Raw genomic sequence first — 23,023 nt, 5'->3', positions numbered from 1 at the left:
AGGGCGTTGGGTTTTTGCTAAATTTCTGGAGTTTGATTCGTGGAGCCTACGCTTAGCTTTTCTTATACGTGTCGATGCGATTATTGGAATTTCAAGTGCAGTCCGCTTGTCTAAGGGTGAAACAGCATGAGATTATCGAGAACGATCGTAATAGCGTCATCCATCGTTGCGGCTATCTCGTTTATTTTCTATATTTGCCCTCTAAACGCGGTCATTTTAACGGATGAACAGATGAACGAGGTTTTGTTGGCGGTTTTAGGCGCAGGAATATCATCTTTGTTTGTCGGCACAATTGAATACTGCGATCGCTGTCGGGAGCTTGAAGATCGTTTTTTATTTGGCATTCAGCCGTTATTGTCTGAGCTGGGCGGAATGGATGAATGCTACATTGAGCATCTACCTCGATGCGAAGACACCTTGGGACTTCTTTTGGCTTATTACGAGGAGGAAGAGTCATGCGTCTCCCAATTGCTTTGCATATCGGATGATAGGCATGAACAAAGGGATTCTTTAATTCAGGCAATTGAACATTGCGAAAGGGCTGAATGCGAGCGCTACTACTCAGATGAAGATTCTCATACGCGACGATATCTGCTTCATTTGGAGAATAGAATTCGAAAGTCAGTAGGATCCTATCTTCGATTGGAGGCTAAATTTCCCTCTGAAGACGACGTTTACGTTCTGAAATCGAAATTCGCCTACTTTCCTGGTTCATGGAAACTTAAACAGATATCTGCTATCGCTAGGAAAATTAATGCAGTTCGCGGTGATTATCAGGATGTTATCGGGAAATGTAATCTTTTTGACTCCGGTGATTGCGGCTACTTCGAGTTACTCGACGCTGTCAAAAAGTGTGAAAAGGAACAGACGCGATACGACCGAGAAGGAATGGCGTGGATAGATCGCGACGCATATGAACTCTATCTATTGGTTTATGAATTTGCTAGTAGGTGTCGTTCTCCCTATGCAGAAAAGTATGAAGAGGAGCCTTGGTGGGTGTAAGTGCGATAAAAAACTTCTTTCTTGGGGGAGGGTTTCTGCACCGTGTGCTGGACAGTGGCTCAGGTCGGGTCAATTTACGATGTTACTCGACTCAAAATGAGATAGCGAGAGGATACTCCTCCTAATTCTGTGGAAGCTAATGCAAATGTTGTAACGAGCTCAAGGCAAGATGGACGGCGGCGTGCCATGATGTATTTGCATGAGCGTCCGGCTGTTTAATAGGAATTTAAAGTTAGGATAAAATCAATCTGTTATTTCATCAAATACGCTGGAGAGCGCAATGAATAGTCCTATTCGTCAACAAGATATGTGCGATCAAAAGCCTTGGCTTACTCCTTGGGAACAAGTCTCCCATCTTAAGAGCAGGGGTGTCCGTTTCCGCTATATGAGCGAGGCAGAGGCAGTCGAGTATCTGACGAAGAACAACAATTACTTTCGCTTGCGCTCGTACCGCACCGGATTTCCAAAGGTTTCTGATGGAAAACGCAAGGGTGAATATGTCAACTTGGATTTCAAGATGCTTGTTGACCTTTCGATTATTGATATGTTGCTTCGAAACGAGATGATTTCACTCACTCTTGATATCGAGCACTTCTGCAAAGTTGACTTGCTGGGCAGGATAGAGCAGCATGCCGAGGACGGTTACGAAATCGTTCAAGACTATTTGAGCGAGCAGGATACATTTGATAGCAAGGGGAATGTGACCAACTGGGTTAAAAAAGAGATTTCACGTTGTGAGTCGAGTGCCTATTCTGCAGGCATTCTTGCAAAATACAGTGGTTTTAATATGCCTGTCTGGGCCTTTCTGGAAGTTATTACCTTTGGCGCCTTTAATTCATTCATTTTGTTTTGCGCCAAACGGTTTGACGATGATGAGCTTCGCGATAGGTTTTATTTGCTTCGCGCGGCAAAAGATCTCCGCAACGCGTGTGCTCACAATAGTTGCATTCTTAATGGTCTTGCTTCGGGCGAGAATGCCCGAAGGGCAAATAACGGCGTTATGAAGGCATTGAGCAAAATAGATGGGGTTGGCTCTTATCAGCGTAAGGCAAGGATGAGCAATGAGCGAATACGTCAGATTGTCACAACGCTATATCTGCACAAAGAGGTGTCGTCTAAAGGCGTTATTAAACACAAAGCACGATCGCTTTCCAAGTTTATTTCTAGGGCAAATCGCAACATCAACTATTATAAAGGTGCGGAGGTCATCACTTCCTCCTTCTCGTTTTTGTCGAAAGTGATCGGCGCATGGTATTTGTGTGACGCTGAAGATATGCCTTCTTGCGATTCCTAGGCATCTGGTGCAAAATATTTCCACTTCGAAAAGCGGTTCGGCCGTTTTGCAAGGGGGCTTCTCTTTATGGGACGCCCTCTATTTTTATGCCGCGCCAATCGGAAGATATTTCATTTTCGGCTACTGCATTTATTCTATCTCCAACGGTACTTGCGGAACTGCGTAGATCGACATTGATGATGTACTAAAAACCAGTGTTTTTGCCGCCGGTTACCACCGTTCATGTGTTCCTTGTACTCCGTTTGCTTAGTCGATCTTTACTGGCTCAAAGCTCCTATATGCCAATGCTGTTTGCTGCAAGCGATACCCTTATTTTTGACCCTCGCAATTTAGATGTCGTTCATCGGGCGGCCTTTGCGGAACCTTATATAGGAGGAGTATTGAAACATTGTTAGGGCGACTACCTACACCATCTTTACGCCCTATGCCGAGCTGTGTCACTACGAGTTCACCTCGCGCGGCAGGGAAGAGGCTAACGAGGAAAAGCTGCGCCGCTGGAAGCGCGAGCAAACGCTGTTCATGCAGCGCTGGCCGGAGTTCTTCCTCAGCGGCGATCCGTGGTTGGGGCCGAACTTATCCGATGAGAGTGAGTATTTCTCGGTCTAAGGCAATGGTATTTAGGAAGTCCTTAACTTTCTTTCGCTTTGAGCTTGGAAGAAAGCAATGGTGGGCTACTAACTAAGACAAATTACGAAAGCTCGATACTTCCGCGATAAGTTTATACAGGCTTATATAACTCGATATTATCCGATATAGTCTAGATTTCGAATGGTGTGTCAGGAGTTCTCCCTTAGGCATTTTGCGGCTATAGGGACAAGGTCGAACATCGTGTGAACGACATCACCCGTGTTTGCAATGGTTGCCGTGAACTTGCCGTTTCCAAAATCCATCAGATGGTAGAGGTTGATCGTCAGATCATGCTGTGCGGCGATTCTTAGAATCCAGTAAGCGCAATTGTCGCTACAGGTTGTGGCGTTGTATATGTTCTGAGGCATGAAGTACATGAGCAGCAGCGTCTTAGTTCCGCCCGATAGCCTTTCCGGTGGGATAATGCCAAGGATCTTGGTGTTTATTGCGCCGGGTCCAACCACGTCGCCCTTATCAATGGATTTAATAATTCTCTGCGCAAAAGCATCTTGAAACCATTCGGGCGAATAGATGTTATCGAAGTAAACCGACGTATTATAGATAACGTTTTCCATATCACCATAGTGAATTGTTAGCACGTTGGTCCCTTCGACTTACTGGTTAAGCATTTGGTGAGATTGATTGTATCGCAGCGTATGAGACGGACGATATTTGCTGGTAACGCATTTGATTGATAACTATTGATAAACAAGTCTTGTATTCAGTGCCTGTTTTGTTTGTCCGTGCTTGAACCCAAGTTGCTTTGAAGGTCTATATTTTAGAAAAGAGTCCACGAGCTAAGCTTCGTGTGGCGGCACGTAAAAGCTGTACTGTGCTTGGGCAGGTTAAAGTCCAAGACGATTAGATATTCGAGAGGATATCGAGCCCGCACCGGGGAGATAAGGTGAGTCCGCGCCGAGGACTATAATTCCGGCGACAACTAGGTTTCCGTGAGGATGCCGCGGCTGACAGCCACCAGAAAACCGCCTCTTTGATTATCAGCCGGGGTTATCTCGGCTTTTTTGATTGGGACGGTTGTTATATTGCTGAATCTTTAGGGGATGAAGACTGTCTTTCAAAGGCTCACGATGTGCATCTGGTCACTCATATCTTTTCGAGACAGAACGATAAGAAGCTATATGATTCTCTCTTGTTTAAAGATGGTGAGTTCGATGATTCCCAGATTCCAAGAACTATTAGGTCTCTCCTAGATCCCTCTCTTCTTGCTCATTAGAAGATTCAAAGACGCGCGCGAGCGTTGCTTACTGGTGTTTGATTCATGAAGACCACGCTCTACTTTTCTTGAATGCGTAAGCCAGGTTACTCTGTCGATGAAGCCCCAGACGCCTCTGATGTAAGCGAAACATTGGGGCATTTTGCTGTATTTCGCGGCTGTGTACACGCTTTCGTCGTCCGCCGCGTACTTAAACGAATTGCGTGTTTCAGTGGATTTTCGTGTCACTGGCGCTTGCGCTGTTTGGGGCGCCGCTAATTGCTTCAAAAACTAGAGCTAACACTGTGTTCATGGAAGGACGAAAAGACAAAAGTTTGCTGAGACGTAACCTGCTTTTCATAAGAGGATGTTTCCATCTGCCTTTATAACAATTCCCGTGCTTCGAATAACTGGACTTCCGATGCACAGGAGATTGTAAGATAATCTTCTCTTAGTAACATTATTTGTGACGGGGGATCCGATATGAAAAAGGCATTGCGTGCCTCAACAGCTTTTTCTCTTGCTGGTCTTTTGACCATTTCATCCTTGATGGGTCCTGTGGCTGCTGCCTACGCTGCGAGCAATGTCCCGTCTGCGGACGCTGCCGTGGACGCTGCTACTGCAGACGATGGTGGCGCGGCCTCGCGTGATGCGGGTTCTGTCGATGTCGACGCTGCTGATGATTCATCGCCGGCAACGAACGTTGACGAATCGGCTGATGAGGATTTTGGCGTTGATGTATATGAGAACCATCAGCAGGCTGAACCGGTCGATTCCTCTTTCCAATATGTATATCTTGCCTACCCGAGCCTTCCCAGCGGGACTGATCAAGTTGTCGCCTTTGCTACTCCCGATGACGGCGACATCCTTGCTTCCGCAACGCTTAACTATGTAAGTGCCAATGGAGTACAGGGAACCACGGTTGCATCTGAATCCGCTGGTAATTCGGCTGCTTTTGTATTCGGCTCGACGTTGAAATCCAATACTTACTTTCTGACTTCGATAACCTATGTTTTGCAGGATGATGGCACTGAACATGTAGTGGATCTCACTGACAGGGATTATTCGTTTACGATTATCGATAGCTCCATGAATTCTGAGAGCACTTCTGTTTACTATGCGGACGGCGATGGCAATGCCGTTGAAGCCCAGTCGATTCAGCAGGCATTGGAATGCGCCGATTCGCCCGATGGCATTTCCACCTATGCTGAGCGCTCCGCGCGTAATGTGGGGGTTATTGCACTTGACGCGGGACATGGCGGGGTGGATTCTGGCGCTCAGGGTAATGGCAAGAGTGAAGCCGATCTTACCTGGAAGATCATGACAGCCTGCAAAAATAAACTTGAAGCTTACGGCTTTAAGATCGTTCTTGCGCGCGAGCAGTCTGGCTACTATCCCAGCAATGATTATCTTTATCGCGTACAGCGCTGCATTGATCAGGGCGCGCAGGCCTTTGTTAGCTTTCACATCAACTCTGGGTCTTCTGGAGCTCACGGCGCAGAAGTTTATGCTCCTACCGCAAATGGCACCGACTACACGCAGGTCTCTGTTGAGCTTGCCAACAAGGTTATGAACAACCTTGCTGCTATGGGACTAACATACCGCGGCGTATTTCAAATGGAGGTAGGCGACGAGTTCGCCGTTATCCGCTGCGCTCGCGAGCAGGGAATTCCAGGTATTCTTATCGAGCATGGTTTCATTTCGAATTACGGTGATGTGGCCAACTATTTCTCGGACGATGGTTGCCGTCGTCTGGGAGAGGCTGACGCTGCTGCTATCATCGCGCAGTTCCCGCATCCCTACTCCGTCAATGGAATTTCCTTCTCGGAAGAACTGGGACATGCGGGGTCAACGGTAAAAATCGGTGTAAATGTTAGCGGCAAGACTGATGGCCTTAGATATAAGTTTGTTTGGCATAGGGCTGGGTCTGATTGGAGTGATTCCAATTGGGGTGTAATCGGTCAAGACTTAACTTCGCCGTCGATTTCTTGGACCCTGCCCCAGGCTGGTGAATATGAGATCTATGCTGATGTCATTGACTCCAATGGGTATGTGACTAGCACTTCTAAATACAAAGTTGTTAATTGGTCTCTTGAGTCGCTCGAAGTCTCGGGCTCCGCCCTCTGCGGCAAGCCGGTCAAGCTGCAGGCCAAGGTGTCCGGCGACGCCTCCGGCCTCAAGTACAAGTTCGTCTGGGAGAAGGGCGGCTGGGCCAAGTGGGGCGTCGCCCAGCAGCCCTCCGCTTCCTCCTCCTGCGAGTGGACCCCGACCGAGCCGGGCGAGTACACCGTCTACCTCGACGTGATCGACGGCTCCGCCGAGAGGCACCTGACCCGCAAGGTCACGGTCGGCGAGCGCTACTCCGTCGAGTCGCTCGAAGTCTCGGGCTCCGCCCTCTGCGGCAAGCCGGTCAAGCTGCAGGCCAAGGTGTCCGGCGACGCCTCCGGCCTCAAGTACAAGTTCGTCTGGGAGAAGGGCGGCTGGGCCAAGTGGGGCGTCGCCCAGCAGCCCTCCGCTTCCTCCTCCTGCGAGTGGACCCCGACCGAGCCGGGCGAGTACACCGTCTACCTCGACGTGATCGACGGCTCCGCCGAGAGGCACCTGACCCGCAAGGTCACGGTCGGCGAGCGCTACTCCGTCGAGTCGCTCGAAGTCTCGGGCTCCGCCCTCTGCGGCAAGCCGGTCAAGCTGCAGGCCAAGGTGTCCGGCGACGCCTCCGGCCTCAAGTACAAGTTCGTCTGGGAGAAGGGCGGCTGGGCCAAGTGGGGCGTCGCCCAGCAGCCCTCCGCTTCCTCCTCCTGCGAGTGGACCCCGACCGAGCCGGGCGAGTACACCGTCTACCTCGACGTGATCGACGGCTCCGCCGAGAGGCACCTGACCCGCAAGGTCACGGTCGGCGAGCGCTACTCCGTCGAGTCGCTCGAAGTCTCGGGCTCCGCCCTCTGCGGCAAGCCGGTCAAGCTGCAGGCCAAGGTGTCCGGCGACGCCTCCGGCCTCAAGTACAAGTTCGTCTGGGAGAAGGGCGGCTGGGCCAAGTGGGGCGTCGCCCAGCAGCCCTCCGCTTCCTCCTCCTGCGAGTGGACCCCGACCGAGCCGGGCGAGTACACCGTCTACCTCGACGTGATCGACGGCTCCGCCGAGAGGCACCTGACCCGCAAGGTCACGGTCGGCGAGCGCTACTCCGTCGAGTCGCTCGAAGTCTCGGGCTCCGCCCTCTGCGGCAAGCCGGTCAAGCTGCAGGCCAAGGTGTCCGGCGACGCCTCCGGCCTCAAGTACAAGTTCGTCTGGGAGAAGGGCGGCTGGGCCAAGTGGGGCGTCGCCCAGCAGCCCTCCGCTTCCTCCTCCTGCGAGTGGACCCCGACCGAGCCGGGCGAGTACACCGTCTACCTCGACGTGATCGACGGCTCCGCCGAGAGGCACCTGACCCGCAAGGTCACGGTCGGCGAGCGCTACTCCGTCGAGTCGCTCGAAGTCTCGGGCTCCGCCCTCTGCGGCAAGCCGGTCAAGCTGCAGGCCAAGGTGTCCGGCGACGCCTCCGGCCTCAAGTACAAGTTCGTCTGGGAGAAGGGCGGCTGGGCCAAGTGGGGCGTCGCCCAGCAGCCCTCCGCTTCCTCCTCCTGCGAGTGGACCCCGACCGAGCCGGGCGAGTACACCGTCTACCTCGACGTGATCGACGGCTCCGCCGAGAGGCACCTGACCCGCAAGGTCACGGTCGGCGAGCGCTACTCCGTCGAGTCGCTCGAAGTCTCGGGCTCCGCCCTCTGCGGCAAGCCGGTCAAGCTGCAGGCCAAGGTGTCCGGCGACGCCTCCGGCCTCAAGTACAAGTTCGTCTGGGAGAAGGGCGGCTGGGCCAAGTGGGGCGTCGCCCAGCAGCCCTCCGCTTCCTCCTCCTGCGAGTGGACCCCGACCGAGCCGGGCGAGTACACCGTCTACCTCGACGTGATCGACGGCTCCGCCGAGAGGCACCTGACCCGCAAGGTCACGGTGGAGGGTACTCCAATTATGGGAAGTCTGCAGACTTCAGTTGATGCTATGGTGAACTTATATGAATCAACAGGACATACATATCCCTCAGACGCATTTGTTTCAAAGGGAGCACCTACTATTCGTGATTTTTGTTCATTAATTGTCGAAGCCGCTGTTTCTGAAGGGGTTCGCCCGGAAGTTGTTTTTGCTCAGGCCATGCTTGAGACTGGATGGTTGCAATTTGGAGGTTCCGTAAAGCCGAATCAGTGCAATTTCGCCGGACTGGGCGCCGTCAATCAACAATCGGGAGGCGCTAGATTTGACGATGTATATCAGGGCTTGCTTGCCCAAGTCCAGCATCTTAAAGGATATGCTACTGGTGCGGCGTTGAATAACACTTGTGTGGATCCTCGATATGAAGTCCTTCAGTCTAAGGGTTTTCTCGGAGTTGCGCCATATTTGGAAGATTTAAATGGCCGCTGGGCTGTTCCGGGTGACACGTATGGTCAGAATATTGCGCGCATTATTTCTTTAATTGGCTAATATCAATATGAATTCTCTAGGTCGACTGCGCTGGTTGTAGTCGACCTTACTTGTATGGTAAATCTTGGCCTTAAATTGTTACTTGCTAGCAATATTATGTTGGAGTGAACTATCGGGGAGGTTCTATATGCATTTCTTTAGAAGTAAGGCTGTCCGTGTCGCTTTTTTCTTCTTTTATTTCTGTTTGGCCGTAACTCCTTGCTTTGGTTTGAGTGAAGCGGGCCTGTCTCCATCACAGATTGAAGATTCAACACGGGCCGATGATTTAAGTGCAACTTCGCCGGTTTCAGAGGACTACTCTGTCGACGGCCTCTCGGCAAAGGCGTCCGATGGAGGGTCTCCTCTCCTGGGCGACCGCTGCTCGCTCGGCCTGACCGCGTCCGGCAACTCGGGCTCGGTCCGCTATAAGTTCGTCTGGGAGCAGGGCGGCTGGTCCAGGTGGGGCACCATCCGCCAGCTCGGGCCCGAGGCCTCCTGCGATTGGGTGCCGGAGGTCGCCGGCGACGTCAACATCTTGGTCGACGCCGTCGATTCGGCCGGCAACGTGAGGACCTGGAGGTTCCCCGTCAGGGTGGATGCCTGTCGCCTTTCCGTGAGCGGCGGGGATACGCTCGAGTGGAGCGGCGGAATGAAGGTCAATATCTCCGCCGCGGCGGCTCCCGGCGCAAAGATTAAATTCCTTTGGGAACGGGGCTCATGGTCCAAGTGGGGCGTCATCCAGGCAGCATCTGAGTCCGCCGCCTGTACCTGGACGCCCCCGTCTTCCGGCTCCTATACTCTCTATGCCGACGTCACGGTCGGCGGGCTCACGTCGACGTCAAGACTCCCCGTTCGCATCTCAGAGGACTACTCTGTCGACGGCCTCTCGGCAAAGGCGTCCGATGGAGGGTCTCCTCTCCTGGGCGACCGCTGCTCGCTCGGCCTGACCGCGTCCGGCAACTCGGGCTCGGTCCGCTATAAGTTCGTCTGGGAGCAGGGCGGCTGGTCCAGGTGGGGCACCATCCGCCAGCTCGGGCCCGAGGCCTCCTGCGATTGGGTGCCGGAGGTCGCCGGCGACGTCAACATCTTGGTCGACGCCGTCGATTCGGCCGGCAACGTGAGGACCTGGAGGTTCCCCGTCAGGGTGGATGCCTGTCGCCTTTCCGTGAGCGGCGGGGATACGCTCGAGTGGAGCGGCGGAATGAAGGTCAATATCTCCGCCGCGGCGGCTCCCGGCGCAAAGATTAAATTCCTTTGGGAACGGGGCTCATGGTCCAAGTGGGGCGTCATCCAGGCAGCATCTGAGTCCGCCGCCTGTACCTGGACGCCCCCGTCTTCCGGCTCCTATACTCTCTATGCCGACGTCACGGTCGGCGGGCTCACGTCGACGTCAAGACTCCCCGTTCGCATCTCAGAGGACTACTCTGTCGACGGCCTCTCGGCAAAGGCGTCCGATGGAGGGTCTCCTCTCCTGGGCGACCGCTGCTCGCTCGGCCTGACCGCGTCCGGCAACTCGGGCTCGGTCCGCTATAAGTTCGTCTGGGAGCAGGGCGGCTGGTCCAGGTGGGGCACCATCCGCCAGCTCGGGCCCGAGGCCTCCTGCGATTGGGTGCCGGAGGTCGCCGGCGACGTCAACATCTTGGTCGACGCCGTCGATTCGGCCGGCAACGTGAGGACCTGGAGGTTCCCCGTCAGGGTGGAGAGAAATCTATCTAACTTCACTTCAATAGATTTGAAATCTGATTCATCCAATTTGTGCGTAGGGGATACGCTTTCAATTACACCTCGGATTACCATCCGAAAGAATAATCAGATTTCATACAAATATGTTTGGATGCGGAACAACTGGGCTGAATGGGGTGTGATTGACTCCGGCAGAGGTAAATCCTCAATTGACTGGAGAGTCGATAAATCTGGCGCTGTCACCGTTTTTGTTGATGTTATTGATGAGGCCAACGATCAGACGATGACCTCGAAGACTGAATGCTCGATTGGCTCCGAGAAGTGGAATTACGAGTCCTTGAGTTCTTCTGCAACGCTTGTCAGGCCTAATGAAAGCACTGAGATCGATGCCAGATGCTCGGGTGATACTAATTACTTACAGTATAAGTTCGTCTGGAATAAGAATAATTGGGCTGACTGGGGCGTTGCTCAACAGGGCACAAGTTCACACTTGCAATGGGATCCAAAAGACGCCGGAGACTATGAATTGATCTGTGACGTTTCGGGGTCAGATGGAGTTGTCCAAACAAAAAGAACAATCATTAGCTGTTGGGATTTCTCGAGGATTACTGCAATTTCGACTGATGGCAATAATTCTTGGGGAGTTCGAGCTGATTTGGGAACGCTTGCAGCTGAAAAATCTGGGCAATTTCAGTTTAAATTTGTTTGGGCCAAGTCCGACTGGAGTAAATGGGGTGTTCTAAAAGAATTTTCCAGTGTGAATGACGCTTATTTCAATCCCTCTGCACTTGGATTGCAAGATGGTTATTACGATCTTTACTGCGATGTCTTGCTTCCTGATGGCACTCTCCAGTCGAAGTCGACTCAGATTTACTACAGCCCATTTGGCAGCTCAACGGTTTTGGGGGTTAGTCGTATTGGACTCGTCACTTGGCTTACGTCGCATCAATTTGATGGCTATTATTTAGGAACGAGATATTCCGGTGGCTCCTCCTATGATAGTTGCCTTTACCCAAAAGGTGCCCCGAGATGGGATGGCTATACTGGCATGAATTGCACTGGCTTCGTGGCTCATGCTTATGCTGCGGTTGGTGGCGATGTCAATCGTATTGCGCAGAATAATAATCACTCTCCTTGGGCTGGGGGGCCAGGCGGTGGCGGCTATATTAACGCTTGGAGATGGTATGGCTATGCTCGAGATTTGGGATGCAAAATGTATGAGTTCCGTACTGTCCAAGATATGCTAAATAGTGGTTATGCTCAAAAGGGAGATATTATCTTCTTTAAGACTGACGGATCAATCGACTGTCATATTGGGTTCTTCTGGGGAGATAATCCGCATGACAATGAAATGTGGCATCAAATTCTGCCTGGGAATTTAATCGGACCCTGCTTTAACAATGCGAACAAAGGAGAGGTTCGGCAATCGGTTGTTCTGATTAAATAGTGCTTTAATTTCTGAATGGTATTTGAAGCAACTAATTGTGAAACGGTGATTCTGATAAGTAGCGCAAGCAGAAGACTTACTGGCATAATAATTACATATGGTTATATACTGGCTCAGGCTTTAGTCGGCTTTGTATATGTTCCGATGTTGTTGCAAAACATTGGACAAGACGAATACGGACTCTATCAATTGATAGGTTCTATCATGTCTTATATAGTTTCCATTAATGGGATTTTGTCTGCCGGTGTTGGGCGTTTTTATTGCAAGTATATGGCAGAGGGCAAAAATGACTTAATGGAGAATACTCTCGCAATAGCTAGGCGTCTGTACTGGGTCCTATCTGTGTTCGTGATGCTAATAAGTTGCGTTCTCGCCGTGGTTGTTCGGTTTGTATATTCAGCCAGTTTTACAAACTCACAGCTTGATGAGTGTTCCGCAATGCTTGTTGTATTAGGGATCAACACAATTGTTATCATGAACAACACTATTAGCGTTGCGGCGATAACTGCTAATGAAAGGTTCGTTTTTTTGAAGGGCTCGCAATTGGCCGCCCTAATAGCTCAGCCTTTCATTGTGTATGGACTTACGACAATTTTTAAGAATGCATTAGCCGTATGTTTAGTTGTGCTTGTTACAAATGTGTTGTGCGCGGTGAGCCAGCGTTTGTTTGCTAAATATAATCTGCATATTAGTTTCAGATATCATGGCTGGGACATGAAACTGGCTAAAGGATTGCTATTTTTTAGCGGCGCGATTGTATTGGTGACGATTGCTGACCAGATTTTCTGGAAAACCGATCAATTAATTGTCGGCTATTATTTTGGTGCTGCCGCCGTTGCGGTATATTCTGTTGGATCTCAAATCTACACGATTTATATGACAATCGGTACGGCAGCCTCTTCAGTTTTTCTTCCTCGAGTTTCAGAACTGTATTGCCAGAATAAGGATATGTCTGAAATTTCGGATCTCTTCATTAAAGTCGGTCGCATTTCCTTTATCGTCTGCGGATTTGTTCTTAGTTTATTTATTGTTCTGGGGAAAGATTTCATCATTATTTGGGCTGGTAAGGACTATATAGACGCTTTCTATATCGCCTTGATCGTAATGGTTCCATTTACCATTGACTTAATTCAGAACCTGGGACTTACCATAATGCAGGTTGCGAATGTTTACCTGTATAGGGGGTATATGTATCTTGCGATTGCGCTTGTCAACGTGGTCGTGACGATTATATTGCTCAAGCTTATGGGCATAGTGGGCGCAGCAGTTTCAACAGCCATCGCTATGGTTATAGGTAACGGTTTCTGTATGAATTGGTATTACTCTGAAAAGCTTGGGTTGAACATAAAGAAATTTTGGCTTGAAATTGCCAAACTTTCCGTCTTGGTTATTGTCGGTACGGGGGCTTTGCTGCTGCTCTATAACCTAATTAAAAGCCTTTTATCTGGCCTTGTGGTGGTTTTGGTGTCTGCAATAATTTATTTCTTTATCTATTTCTTCTTGGTTTTGATGTTTGGGCTAAACGAATCCGAAAAGACGAGCATATCTGCATTTATCAAGCGATAATCTGCGACGCTTATTAAGCAGAATAGCCTAATGTACTTTCATTACTTTTATGACCAACCGGCTTGCCTGACATTTGATTATCGAAGGCTAAGTCGGTTGGTTTTACTACTCGGTGCCAGGAAAAATGAGCGATGACAACAGGGCGATTAGCTAAGGATTTTCAGTATCAATAGTTTTAGCTGTTCACAACAGCGTATTACTACTCGAGATAACAAATAGTGCTTATTCTTTGCCGCAAGGAACAGTAAATAGCTGTCAGGTCTGTAGGTGCTGCAAGGGACATCAGCTTTAATTGAGGGATTAAATAAGGCCTCTGAAATTGAAACAAAGTTACGTTTTTTGGTCTCATTATTGTCACTGAGCTCGTTGATCGATAGGAGATAAAGATACTGTTCCGTTCTTGTTTTCCATGCCAGCCTTTCTGTTTCTTCTCCCCAACGAGCAGCGATTTTCACTAGGCTTGAGGTGACGAAGGTTAAATCTGAAAGCTGTTTTTCCTTATAGCTGTGTGTTGCACTTTGTCCGTTTTGACAATTGTAATAATACAGCGCATCACTTATTTGTAAAACCGATCTGGCTGAATCGACTATGGGTATCATTTGCAGAAAATCTTCTGCAAAATCGATTCTCTTTGTATCGGTATTGCTTAAATCGTCAATCAGACAGTTTCTTTTGATTGCCTTTCCCCAAATTGAATTGAGCTTCCCTCGTGCCAAACATTTTCTGACTTCGGCGAGATCGTCACCTTCATAGATGCCAGACGGAAGGGCGGGATTGATAAACGGATCGTTTGAATAGTCTGGGTTTCTTGTATAGCTGAAACAGATTATGTCTGGATTGCACTTATCGATTTCGCGAGCAAGAATAGATAGGGTATCGAAGCGCAAAGAATCATCCGCATCAACAAAGACCAGGTAATCTCCGGCGCTTATCTCCGCGCCTTTTCGCCTGGCCTCATATACGCCCATATTATTTTGTCTAACGTAATGAGTATTGTTGTGAGATTCACAAAACACTTTGCAGACACTTTCAGTAGCGTCTGCTGATCCATCATTGATGAGAATAATTTCATAGCCATCATATGTTTGTTGGTAGATGGATGATAGCGTTTCCGGCAAACTGGATGCCGCATTATATGCAGGGATAATAATTGAAAACAGCATTTAGTCCCTTTCCGTATTGGAAGAACAAGATGGTTAGTTAGAAAGCCCGTTTACAATGTCCCTGTATAAAATAAATTGACGCTTGGCAATGGCCTTCCATTGAAAGTGTTCAATTGCATACTTTCTAGCTGCATTTGCAAGTTTACAACGAAGTTCATCGTCATTGAACAGGGTGAGAATTGCGTTAGAAATGGCTTCGAGATCAGATTCTACACCGATTCCAATTCCTTTATTGTTCGCTGTTTCTTTCCATGTGGTTCCCTCGGTAACAATAATTGGGAGGCCATATGCTAGTGCTTCCAAAACAGACGTCGGGAAACCTTCAGTGCGTGAAAGTTGGATATAAAACTGCGATTGGAGAAAAGCGTCCGCTTTAGATTGACCATTAACTGGACCATTTAATAAAACAATATCGGATACTTGATTGTCGGCAATAAGTAGTTCCAGTTTGGCCATAGACCCATCTTCGTCTGGACCGTAGATGTAGATTTTAGCTCCGAGCCCTCTTAGCTCATCAGCAATTAGCGGCAAACTTTTGATCAGTAGATCAAGACCTTTGACCTCTATATCTAGGCGGCCAATAAAAAGCGCGATGCGGCTGTCTAAGTTTGAGGCTTTGGCTTTTGGGATGCTAACACCATTTGGAATAATGCTTGCTTTCCTATGTTTAAAGCCGTTTGAACTCATCGCCTCTTTTTCCGATAGAAAATGGATACAATCAGCATTGCGGATAAAGGCGTTATAGAAGAAAACATTAAGCAATTGTTTAGCTAAATGATGCTGTTCTTGCGCCACATATGTTAGAGACCCATGTGGCGTGATGATGTATGGGATCGCACGTCTTCTGAGCCAATGGCTTAGTTTAATGTGATCCGGCCTATATATCTCATGAAATATTACGAGTGACGGATTGCAAAACGGTTCAGGAAGTTTTTCTATGCATGACTGATGGAAGACGGGATATTTCGCATCTTTAGGCCTGTAGTTTGTAAGATTTAATAGAGCTATATTCATGTCCTTTATTTCTGACTGCTCATTTAGGTATTGAGGCACCACTGTAGACACGCCAGAAGCGAAATCACTTGTAATATATGCCACATGAAGGACTATTAAACTATCGGTAGTTTTCATTAGCGTTTGCTCCCGCAGCGGTGTTGGAGGTTTTAGTTGACAGATTCACAGTTGGTTTCAGTGCTCATGCCTTGTTATAGGGAGAGCGCCAAAGATTTTACTGAGGCACTAGTGTCTATTTTAAAGCAGACCTACCATCGAATCGAGGTGGTTGTTGTTTTTGATAATCCAGATGACAACACACTTTACGATATTGCTCAAAACTATAGCTCTCATGACAGCAGGATTTGCCTCGTGAGAAATGAACGCAATCTTGGTCTTGCTGCATCTTTGGAAAAGGCGTTCAAGGTCTCACGCGGTCAGTATATCTGCCGAATGGACTCAGATGACATTTCTGAGGCGCAGCGCATTGAACGGCAGTTGTCGTATCTTGAAGAACATGAGCTTGACCTAGTGGGTTCTTATTTGAACGCCATTGACGAAGACGGTAGTCAATTATATCTCGTTGATTCAATTCCAAGTTCGGGTGAAGGCGTTAGGCGTTCTCTTATGATTAGAAATTGCGTACCTCATCCGAGTTGGTTTGGAAGAAGGTCTGTATTTGAAATGGGGTATCGGTCTGTTCCGCTAGCAGAAGATTATGACTTGCTGTTGCGTGCCGAGCTGGAAGGGTTCACTATTGGAAATGTTCCAGAGCCGCTCATTCGATACAGAATGACTGTTAATAGCATTTCGCGTAGCAATTTGTATAAACAGTTCGTTGTTTCTCAGTGTTTACGTTCAGCTTTCAAAGAGGGTCGATCACTGGATGTCGATAAGATTGATACAATCGTCGCCGAGCGGTTCGATCGGCGCCGAGCTGAGAACTATCTAAAGGCAAATACATTATTTAATAATGGGTTGAGAAGTATTCATTCTGGTAATCGAGCAAAAGGTATTTCCCAATTGCTTCAAATCCCATTTTGCTCTAAGTCGTATTTAATGAATGTCATTAATATGGCGCGTGTGGTTACAATTAAAACTTTTGAGAAAACCTCGTAGTTGTGCACCTACGCTTAGAGAGACATGGCGTAACCATGCAGTTCACACTCGGAAGATTGCTAGCTTTGAAATCTAGGACGAGGTTTGTTGCGGGGGCTCTCGATGCCGTGTGTACCATTCGTGGTTGATTCCCGATCTAAGCTGAACACGCTGCGCAGATAGTCCGTACCCGCGGCTAGCCGAACGCCCCCGCGGCCCCCATGGACCCCGGGGATTCCGTTTCCCCAGTTGAAGGAACGGTGGATATGTGTTCGATAGGTCCGGTGACCATTCTCCGCCCTCAGTTTGGCATCTCTTTCCAGACTCAGCCGGACGGTCGGTCCGCCTATTCCGTTTTGCCTTTAGGCTAGGCCAGCGAGGCGTCGCGCCTCTCTGCGCGCGCCCTCTCGATGAGGCTCGGCGTCAGTTCGAGTCTTCCGATGGGCACGTCCTCCAGGCTGTAGGCGTCTGGCGCCGCCTCCGCATCGCCGCCGAGCATCACCCTGGAGGCGCGCGGGCGTCCAGCTCCTGCTTCTTCTGGACCGTGTCCCTTTCGTGTCTGGTGAGCCTGCCGTAGACACTCGGGGTAGCCTTCTCGGAACCCTTTTTCTTCTTTCCGGACATGCCGTCCTTCGAGCTCCCGGGGCCAACCGGTTCGGCTCTCAGGGTAACGGGTTCCCACATTCATCCGTACATGTACGGATGAATGTGGGAAGTGTTCGGATTAAGTTGATAATCAAGGGTGCACCATTCGTTGTGTCTATTTAACCATTTGTATATCTCTCGCTATAATAATGAGAAAAACTAGAGATCGGTTTATGTGTATATGACTCCCAAAACTCTTATCGCTATTCCTGCTTATAATGAGGAGGAATGCATAGAAAAGACGATATGCGAGCTCAGGCAAATTGCACCTGAGTTTGATTTTGTTGTTATCAATGATGGGTCTCGAGATCGAACGCTAGCTATCTGCAAGAATCTTGGTTGTGACATCATTGATATGCCCATTAACTGTGGTTTGACCGTTGGGTTTCAGACGGCTGCGCGTTATGCGGTTGATCATGGATATGACTATATGGTTCAGTTTGATGCTGACGGCCAGCATTGTCCAGAATATATAAAGGTCCTTGTTGATAGGGCTCAATCTGATGGATCAGATATTGTCATTGGCTCTAGGTTTGTAAGCGTGCGCAAAGACAAGACGCTTCGCATGATCGGCTCGCGTATGATTACGGTGCTAATAAAGATTCTGACAGGCAAGAGAATCAGTGACCCCACGTCTGGATTTAGGCTATTTGGGCGGGATATTCTTAAGAAATACTATTACGACAATACCTTAAATCCGGAACCAGAATCTCTCGCTCTCTTTTTGAAGCAAGGGTATTCCATTTCAGAGGTACAGGTTAAGATGCGCGAGCGTCAAGGTGGCGAGAGCTATCTTAACCCTGTTAGGTCTATGCAGTATATGGTTCGTGTTTTCGTTACGCTCCTTGTCGTTCAGTGGTTTAGGTGATCCATTTGCCGGTCTCTCTTCGTATTTTGCTTCTTGTTTGCGCTGTTTTGGTATTCGTGTTTGTATTGCGCAAATTAAAAAAATCCCAAATGCAAGTTTTGGATTCTCTGTTTTGGCTGCTATTCAGCGTCAGTTTTGTAATTTTGGGCGTTTTTCCACAAGTTGCAATGTGGCTTTCGAGTCTATTTGGTTTCATGTCGGCTTCTAACTTCGTGTTCCTTTACGTTATTGCCGTTCTTGTGGTCCGTGATTTCTGCAATTCTCTTCGTCTCTCTCGACAGGAAGAGCGTTTAAACTCGCTTGTTCAGGCTGTTGCGTTAAGTAGGGAGAAGGAAAAGTAGGCTATGCGTTTCGCTTTGGCGTATAAATCATCTGGATGTGAATTTCCCTACTTATATTACTTTCAACAGTTGTGAACAGTGCTTGGTGCCCATACTTGTCATCCAGATGACTGGGAACGATTCTTCGAGGGCCCTTGCAGCTTGATTTGGATAAAGGTGAATTAGCTCCGTGTTGTCTCGATGCGTAAACCAAAAGCAAATAATGAAAGCCGTCTTCGTTGCTCTTCTCTTTATTGTCGAGCTTCTGTGCATGAAGCACTTTTATGTGAACCACTCTGTCTCACAGCTGTTTGTTTTAGTGCTCTATTGCGTCGTTGTAGATGTTGCCATTTGGCAATCATATTGTGTCTTCCTTTCCTCAGATGATGAAAAAAAGCGTGGCAACTGTCCTGGTCGCTGCGCTCAATTATTAGTCCTGTTGCTTGCGGCATTTGCTGTGGCGGTCATCTGGGAGGGCTGCACCGTTCTTGGCTCGCCGGCTTCTCATTTCTCGAATATTGCTGACTGGAATAAAAAGCGGCTCATTTTCTTTTTTCTAATTTTCTATTGCGCAATACTCTATTTATTCCAAAGCGGCTTTTCTCTGAAAGCGTTGTTCCATTCTGTCTCGGCGAGGGTCAAGGCTACCGACTACGTTTCCCTGCTGATTATCGCATTCTTTATTGTTTTTGGCTGCTCTACGATTGCATTCGTGAATGGGTTCATTAATGCTGTTGTTTATTTCCTGCTGGTAATCATAACTTCGGTTTTCACGGCTTGCTCGGGCATTCGAAAGGGAAACTCTGCCCTTCCCGTCACTTTCTTTATCGCTGCATTCTCAATTGGTGTGTTCCTTGTGGTGAGCACTCCGATAACGACGGGTATTTCATGGGATGATCAAATTCACTATTCCAATGCCCTTTCGACATCTTATTTATTTGAAACTCAAAAAACTGATACGGATATTTACTTTACTGACGAAGCGGTCCGTCGTGCGCAGGGCTATGAAGAGCCCTCTCTTTCCCATTTTGATCGAGCGGAAATTCTTGAGCATGCTAGGGAGCTGAATAGCTCCTATAGATCTGATATCGCTTCTGGTCATGTGCAAGTTAACAAGCATGAAGAATTCGTTTATACGCTTAGCAGCATTGGGTATATTCCCTCGGCAATTGGTCTTTGGCTCGCTCGCCTTCTGCATTTCGATTTTTCTTCTATGATTCAATTCGCTCGGATTTGCAATTTATTTAGTTACTGTCTTGCAATTGCCATTGCAATCAAGGTTACGCCCTCGAAAAAGGGACTATTTGCTTTTGTGGGAATGCTGCCAACCTCGATCTTTCTTGCGTCGTGTTTCTCATATGATGCATGGCTCATTTCGTTTACCATTCTCGGTTTTGCTTATTTTTTGAGGTATGCATGGGGTGATTTAAATGAATTTACAGTTCGCAATATATCACTCGCATTTTTATTTACCTTTTTAGGACTCGCAGTCAAAGCTGTGTATTTTCCGATAATCGGTCTTTTCTTTATGGTTCCGCGAAATCGTTTTGTTAGCTCGAAACAACGAGTTCATTACTATGCTGCCGTGTTTGTTTTGGGCTTGATTGCTTTTGCCTCCTTTGCGCTTCCGTTCTTGTTTTCAACGGCTAGCGGATCCAACGTTGGCGATATGCGAGGCGGCTCCGATGTCAACTCTGGTCAGCAAATCGCTTTCATTCTCGCCGATCCATTGCGCTACGCTGAAATACTCGCCAATTATTTTTCAACTTATTATTTAAATCCGATAACCTCTTCTGGATATGCATTGAACTTTGCATACCTTGGATCGCTTGCTGCTCAGATTTCTGTAAATGCAATCCGTGGGTTGGTTCAGGTACTTCCAGCTGTTTGCCTATTATTGTTTGGGCTTTTTTCGGCAGATTCGATTAGCGTTAAGCATATTGGTCTCGCACAATTTCTTTGGGCCTCATTTGTGTTTTTGTTTACGGTGATTTTGGTGGCAACTGCACTTTATGTGTCTTTTACTCCCGTTGGATTGGGGACAGTTAATGGTTGCCAGAGTCGCTACCTTTTGCCACTTCTGGTTCCGTGCCTATCGTTTATTCTTAACCAGAGCCGCTTGGTCTTTGGGGACAGTAAACGATTCATATTGATATGCCTCGTATTCCCTTTTGCTTTGGCTACGATTTGCGAGTTTGTTTTAGTTGTTGGAAAGTGTTGCTGATATGGGCATAGTTTTTAATACCGAATTTAACAATAAGCTAAATTGCCGTGGCGACGGCAAACTATATATACTGTATGAAGCCGCATCCGTTTTCCCGGATGCCGTGGAGTCGCAATCACCCAATGGGCAAATTCTGCCCGCAAGAATCATCCCTTTTTCAGAGACTGAATTTATTGTTGTCCTTGCCGATTTTGGTGTCGACCAATCGCTGTCTTTCTTTAGCGGAGATAAAATAATTTATCAGCGTCGCATCAATCCTGGCAAGTTTTCGATTGAGTCGAAAGTTAACGGCTTGCTGCACGCGGAGCATTGTGGACGATTTCGCAATATTGACCGTTCTGGCGTGCATGCGCTCGCTTCTATCCAAATTGAGAGCTTTATTCCCTGCGTTGATGGCGTAATCGTTAGAGGTGTTCTTTCGGGTACTGATTGCCTTGAGGGTGATCGTATTATCGCTTTTAATGAAGAAGCCTGCGTTGTTGGGGAATCTTTGTTATTTAATAACTTAATAGCCGATGCGAATCCTTGTTTAACAAATTTCTCGCTTCATATTCCTGAGGTCGGGGATAGCCTGTGCATTTGCATGCACAGGGCTTCTGGTCATCTGGATACGTTTATCAATCTAAAGAAAGATATGCTCAAGGAGCTTTTGGATGAGGTCGATCGGAACCATGTGTCCGCATTCGATCAACCCCGTTATTTGTCCTGGTTTTCTGGGCGCAGATTGACTGGATCCGATTCGCGGGTACAAGCGCAAATAAAATTTGCATACCAGCCCTTGTTTTCAATCATCGTTCCTCTATATAAGACTCCCTTGAATTTCTTCAGGGATATGGCTGATTCTGTCATTGCTCAGACGTATTCGAATTGGGAACTCATCCTGGTTAACTCTACGCCAGATTACGATGGCCTTAGCGACTTGGTCTCCGAGTATGTGACTGCAGACTCTAGAATTATAGTGACTAATCTTGAGGGCAATCTAGGTATCACTGAGAACACCAATGTCGGAATCAAGATGGCCAAGGGAGACTACCTCTGCTTTTTCGATCATGATGATGTTCTCGAACCGAATATCTTGTTTGAGTACGCCTGTGCTTTAAATCAAAATGCTGAAATCAATCTTCTTTATTGTGATGAAGATAAGCTATTGCCTGACGGGTCCTTGGCTCATCCTACTTTTAAGCCGGATTTTAGTCTTGATATGGCTCGTGACAACAATTATATTTGCCACCTTCTTACTGTTAAAAGGGCATGTTTAGACAGAATTGACCTTTCTAACAGCGAGTTGGATGGCGCCCAAGACCATGCCATGGTGCTGAAGATTGCCGAACTTGGTGGGACGATCCATCACGTTCCTAAAATCTTGTATCACTGGAGAATAAGCGAGAATTCGACTGCGGGTAATTCCGATAGTAAGCCCTATGCAACCCTTGCTGGAATAAAAGCGGTTCAGGAGCACCTTGATAGATGCGGTATCAAGGCGACTGTGGTCAACTCTCATAATCGTGCTTTTAGATATAGCCCTATTTATGATGTTTCTTCATCTGAGTCCTGTTCATTAATCGTTACCACCCGCGGCAATTCTTCGGTTCTTTCGACTCTTGTATCTTCAATCAATGACACCGATTTTGATGATCTTGAAGTTGTTTTCGTGTGCTCGCAGGATGCGGAAGCTGCTGTTCAGCAATCGATCTCTGGACTTCGTTGTCGCTATATCGTTCACGCGCTTGATGACCCGTTTAATATATCTACATGGAGAAATGCCGGTGCTCTTGCCGCGCATGGCGAGCAACTCGTCTTTGTTCATGACGATATTCAGGCACTAGACTCCTTGTGGTTAAAGACTCTCGTTGGTTTTTCCCAACGAGAGGATGTTGGCGTTGTTGGAACAATGACGTGCGATCTTGACGGCATTGTGCAACAGGCAGGCCTGTCTTATGTTGGAGAATCAATCGTCAACCTATCGCAAGGCATTCATCGCTCTTCTCCTGGCTATATCTATATGCCATTGACCGTGAGGGATGTATCGGCGGTGAGTGGAGTCTGCTTAGCTATTTCACGCGAACATTTTAATCGTCTGGGTGGTTTTGACGAGTCGTATCTTCTTGACTATTCGGATGTTGATATTTGCTTCAAGTCTTCTCAGGCTGGGTTAAAGGTGATCTATACACCAGAGGCATGTCTCTACCATTTGGCATGTGTTGACAAATCCCTTGATAGTAAATCTCGCTCTCATAAGCATTTTGAGGATAAGGCACGATTGCTGCATAACTGGTCCGAACGATTCTCTGAGGGGGATCCATGGTTCTCCGTTAACTTTTCTCGAGATCCCAAGCGCGCAGCGTTATATAAGTTCGATCCTTTTGACTACGAAGCGATTTGAGTGCTTTAA

At 48.1% G+C, this 23,023-nt stretch carries 14 protein-coding genes; 10 read left to right on the top strand and 4 right to left on the bottom strand.

All coding sequences use genetic code 11. The features are described from left to right. The first annotated feature begins 231 nt into the window (after positions 1-231). Positions 232-1,002 carry a hypothetical protein gene (locus tag LCQ44_RS09275; protein ID WP_225093675.1) on the top strand — a complete coding sequence of 257 codons (771 nt, stop codon included), beginning with the start codon at positions 232-234 and terminating at the stop codon, positions 1,000-1,002. 280 nt (positions 1,003-1,282) lie between these two features. After that, positions 1,283-2,296, top strand: a complete 1,014-nt coding sequence (locus LCQ44_RS09270; protein ID WP_225093674.1) for an Abi family protein — start codon at positions 1,283-1,285, stop codon at positions 2,294-2,296. A gap of 776 nt (positions 2,297-3,072) precedes the next feature. Here LCQ44_RS09270 and LCQ44_RS09265 read toward each other — a convergent pair. Further along, positions 3,073-3,522, bottom strand: coding sequence for a DUF4869 domain-containing protein (locus LCQ44_RS09265; RefSeq protein ID WP_225093673.1), 450 nt, complete (start codon positions 3,520-3,522; stop codon positions 3,073-3,075). 1,172 nt (positions 3,523-4,694) lie between these two features. Between LCQ44_RS09265 and LCQ44_RS09260 the strand changes: the two genes are divergently transcribed. From LCQ44_RS09260 to LCQ44_RS09250, 3 genes are all read left to right on the top strand, one after another. Beyond that, complete coding sequence (locus LCQ44_RS09260) at positions 4,695-8,645, top strand: N-acetylmuramoyl-L-alanine amidase (RefSeq protein WP_225093672.1); 3,951 nt, start codon at positions 4,695-4,697, stop codon at positions 8,643-8,645. 127 nt (positions 8,646-8,772) lie between these two features. Then, positions 8,773-11,754, top strand: coding sequence for an NlpC/P60 family protein (locus LCQ44_RS09255; RefSeq protein ID WP_225093671.1), 2,982 nt, complete (start codon positions 8,773-8,775; stop codon positions 11,752-11,754). Between the two features lie 15 nt (positions 11,755-11,769). Beyond that, entirely contained in the window at positions 11,770-13,320 is a 1,551-nt protein-coding gene (locus LCQ44_RS09250; protein ID WP_082437869.1) for an oligosaccharide flippase family protein, read from the top strand. 146 nt (positions 13,321-13,466) lie between these two features. Here LCQ44_RS09250 and LCQ44_RS09245 read toward each other — a convergent pair whose 3' ends face one another. After that, positions 13,467-14,483: a glycosyltransferase family 2 protein gene (locus tag LCQ44_RS09245; protein WP_118094994.1), complete on the bottom strand. Its 1,017-nt coding sequence runs from the start codon at positions 14,481-14,483 to the stop codon at positions 13,467-13,469. 33 nt (positions 14,484-14,516) lie between these two features. Continuing rightward, positions 14,517-15,614 carry a glycosyltransferase gene (locus LCQ44_RS09240; protein WP_118094996.1) on the bottom strand — a complete coding sequence of 366 codons (1,098 nt, stop codon included), beginning with the start codon at positions 15,612-15,614 and terminating at the stop codon, positions 14,517-14,519. A 36-nt stretch (positions 15,615-15,650) separates the two neighbouring features. On the opposite strand from LCQ44_RS09240, the gene LCQ44_RS09235 reads away from it, so the two are divergent. Continuing rightward, entirely contained in the window at positions 15,651-16,595 is a 945-nt protein-coding gene (locus tag LCQ44_RS09235) for a glycosyltransferase family 2 protein (RefSeq protein WP_118094998.1), read from the top strand. 477 nt (positions 16,596-17,072) lie between these two features. On the opposite strand, the gene LCQ44_RS10030 is transcribed toward LCQ44_RS09235, so the two are convergent. Continuing rightward, the gene (locus tag LCQ44_RS10030; RefSeq protein ID WP_263633898.1) at positions 17,073-17,198 is read right to left on the bottom strand and encodes a hypothetical protein; all 126 of its coding nucleotides are present in this window, start codon (positions 17,196-17,198) and stop codon (positions 17,073-17,075) included. A 202-nt stretch (positions 17,199-17,400) separates the two neighbouring features. Here LCQ44_RS10030 and LCQ44_RS09230 point away from each other — a divergent pair, with 202 nt between their 5' ends. The 4 genes from LCQ44_RS09230 to LCQ44_RS09215 all read left to right on the top strand — a co-directional run bounded on the left by LCQ44_RS09230 (position 17,401) and on the right by LCQ44_RS09215 (position 23,014). Beyond that, a complete protein-coding gene (locus LCQ44_RS09230) occupies positions 17,401-18,087 on the top strand; it encodes a glycosyltransferase family 2 protein (protein WP_225094252.1) in 687 nt (228 codons plus the stop codon). After that, complete coding sequence (locus LCQ44_RS09225) at positions 18,084-18,428, top strand: DUF2304 domain-containing protein (RefSeq protein ID WP_225093670.1); 345 nt, start codon at positions 18,084-18,086, stop codon at positions 18,426-18,428. The genes LCQ44_RS09230 and LCQ44_RS09225 overlap by 4 nt, the downstream gene beginning before the upstream one ends. A 202-nt stretch (positions 18,429-18,630) precedes the next feature. Further along, positions 18,631-20,631, top strand: a complete 2,001-nt coding sequence (locus tag LCQ44_RS09220; RefSeq protein ID WP_225093669.1) for a DUF2142 domain-containing protein — start codon at positions 18,631-18,633, stop codon at positions 20,629-20,631. Between the two features lies 1 nt (position 20,632). After that, a complete protein-coding gene (locus LCQ44_RS09215; protein ID WP_225093668.1) occupies positions 20,633-23,014 on the top strand; it encodes a glycosyltransferase family 2 protein in 2,382 nt (793 codons plus the stop codon). Positions 23,015-23,023 lie beyond the last annotated feature (9 nt).

It is taken from the genome of Collinsella aerofaciens (assembly GCF_020181355.1).
Classification (GTDB): domain Bacteria; phylum Actinomycetota; class Coriobacteriia; order Coriobacteriales; family Coriobacteriaceae; genus Collinsella.
The sequence above is the reverse complement of the archived record's forward strand: the minus strand, read 5'-3'. Positions and strand labels throughout refer to the sequence as shown.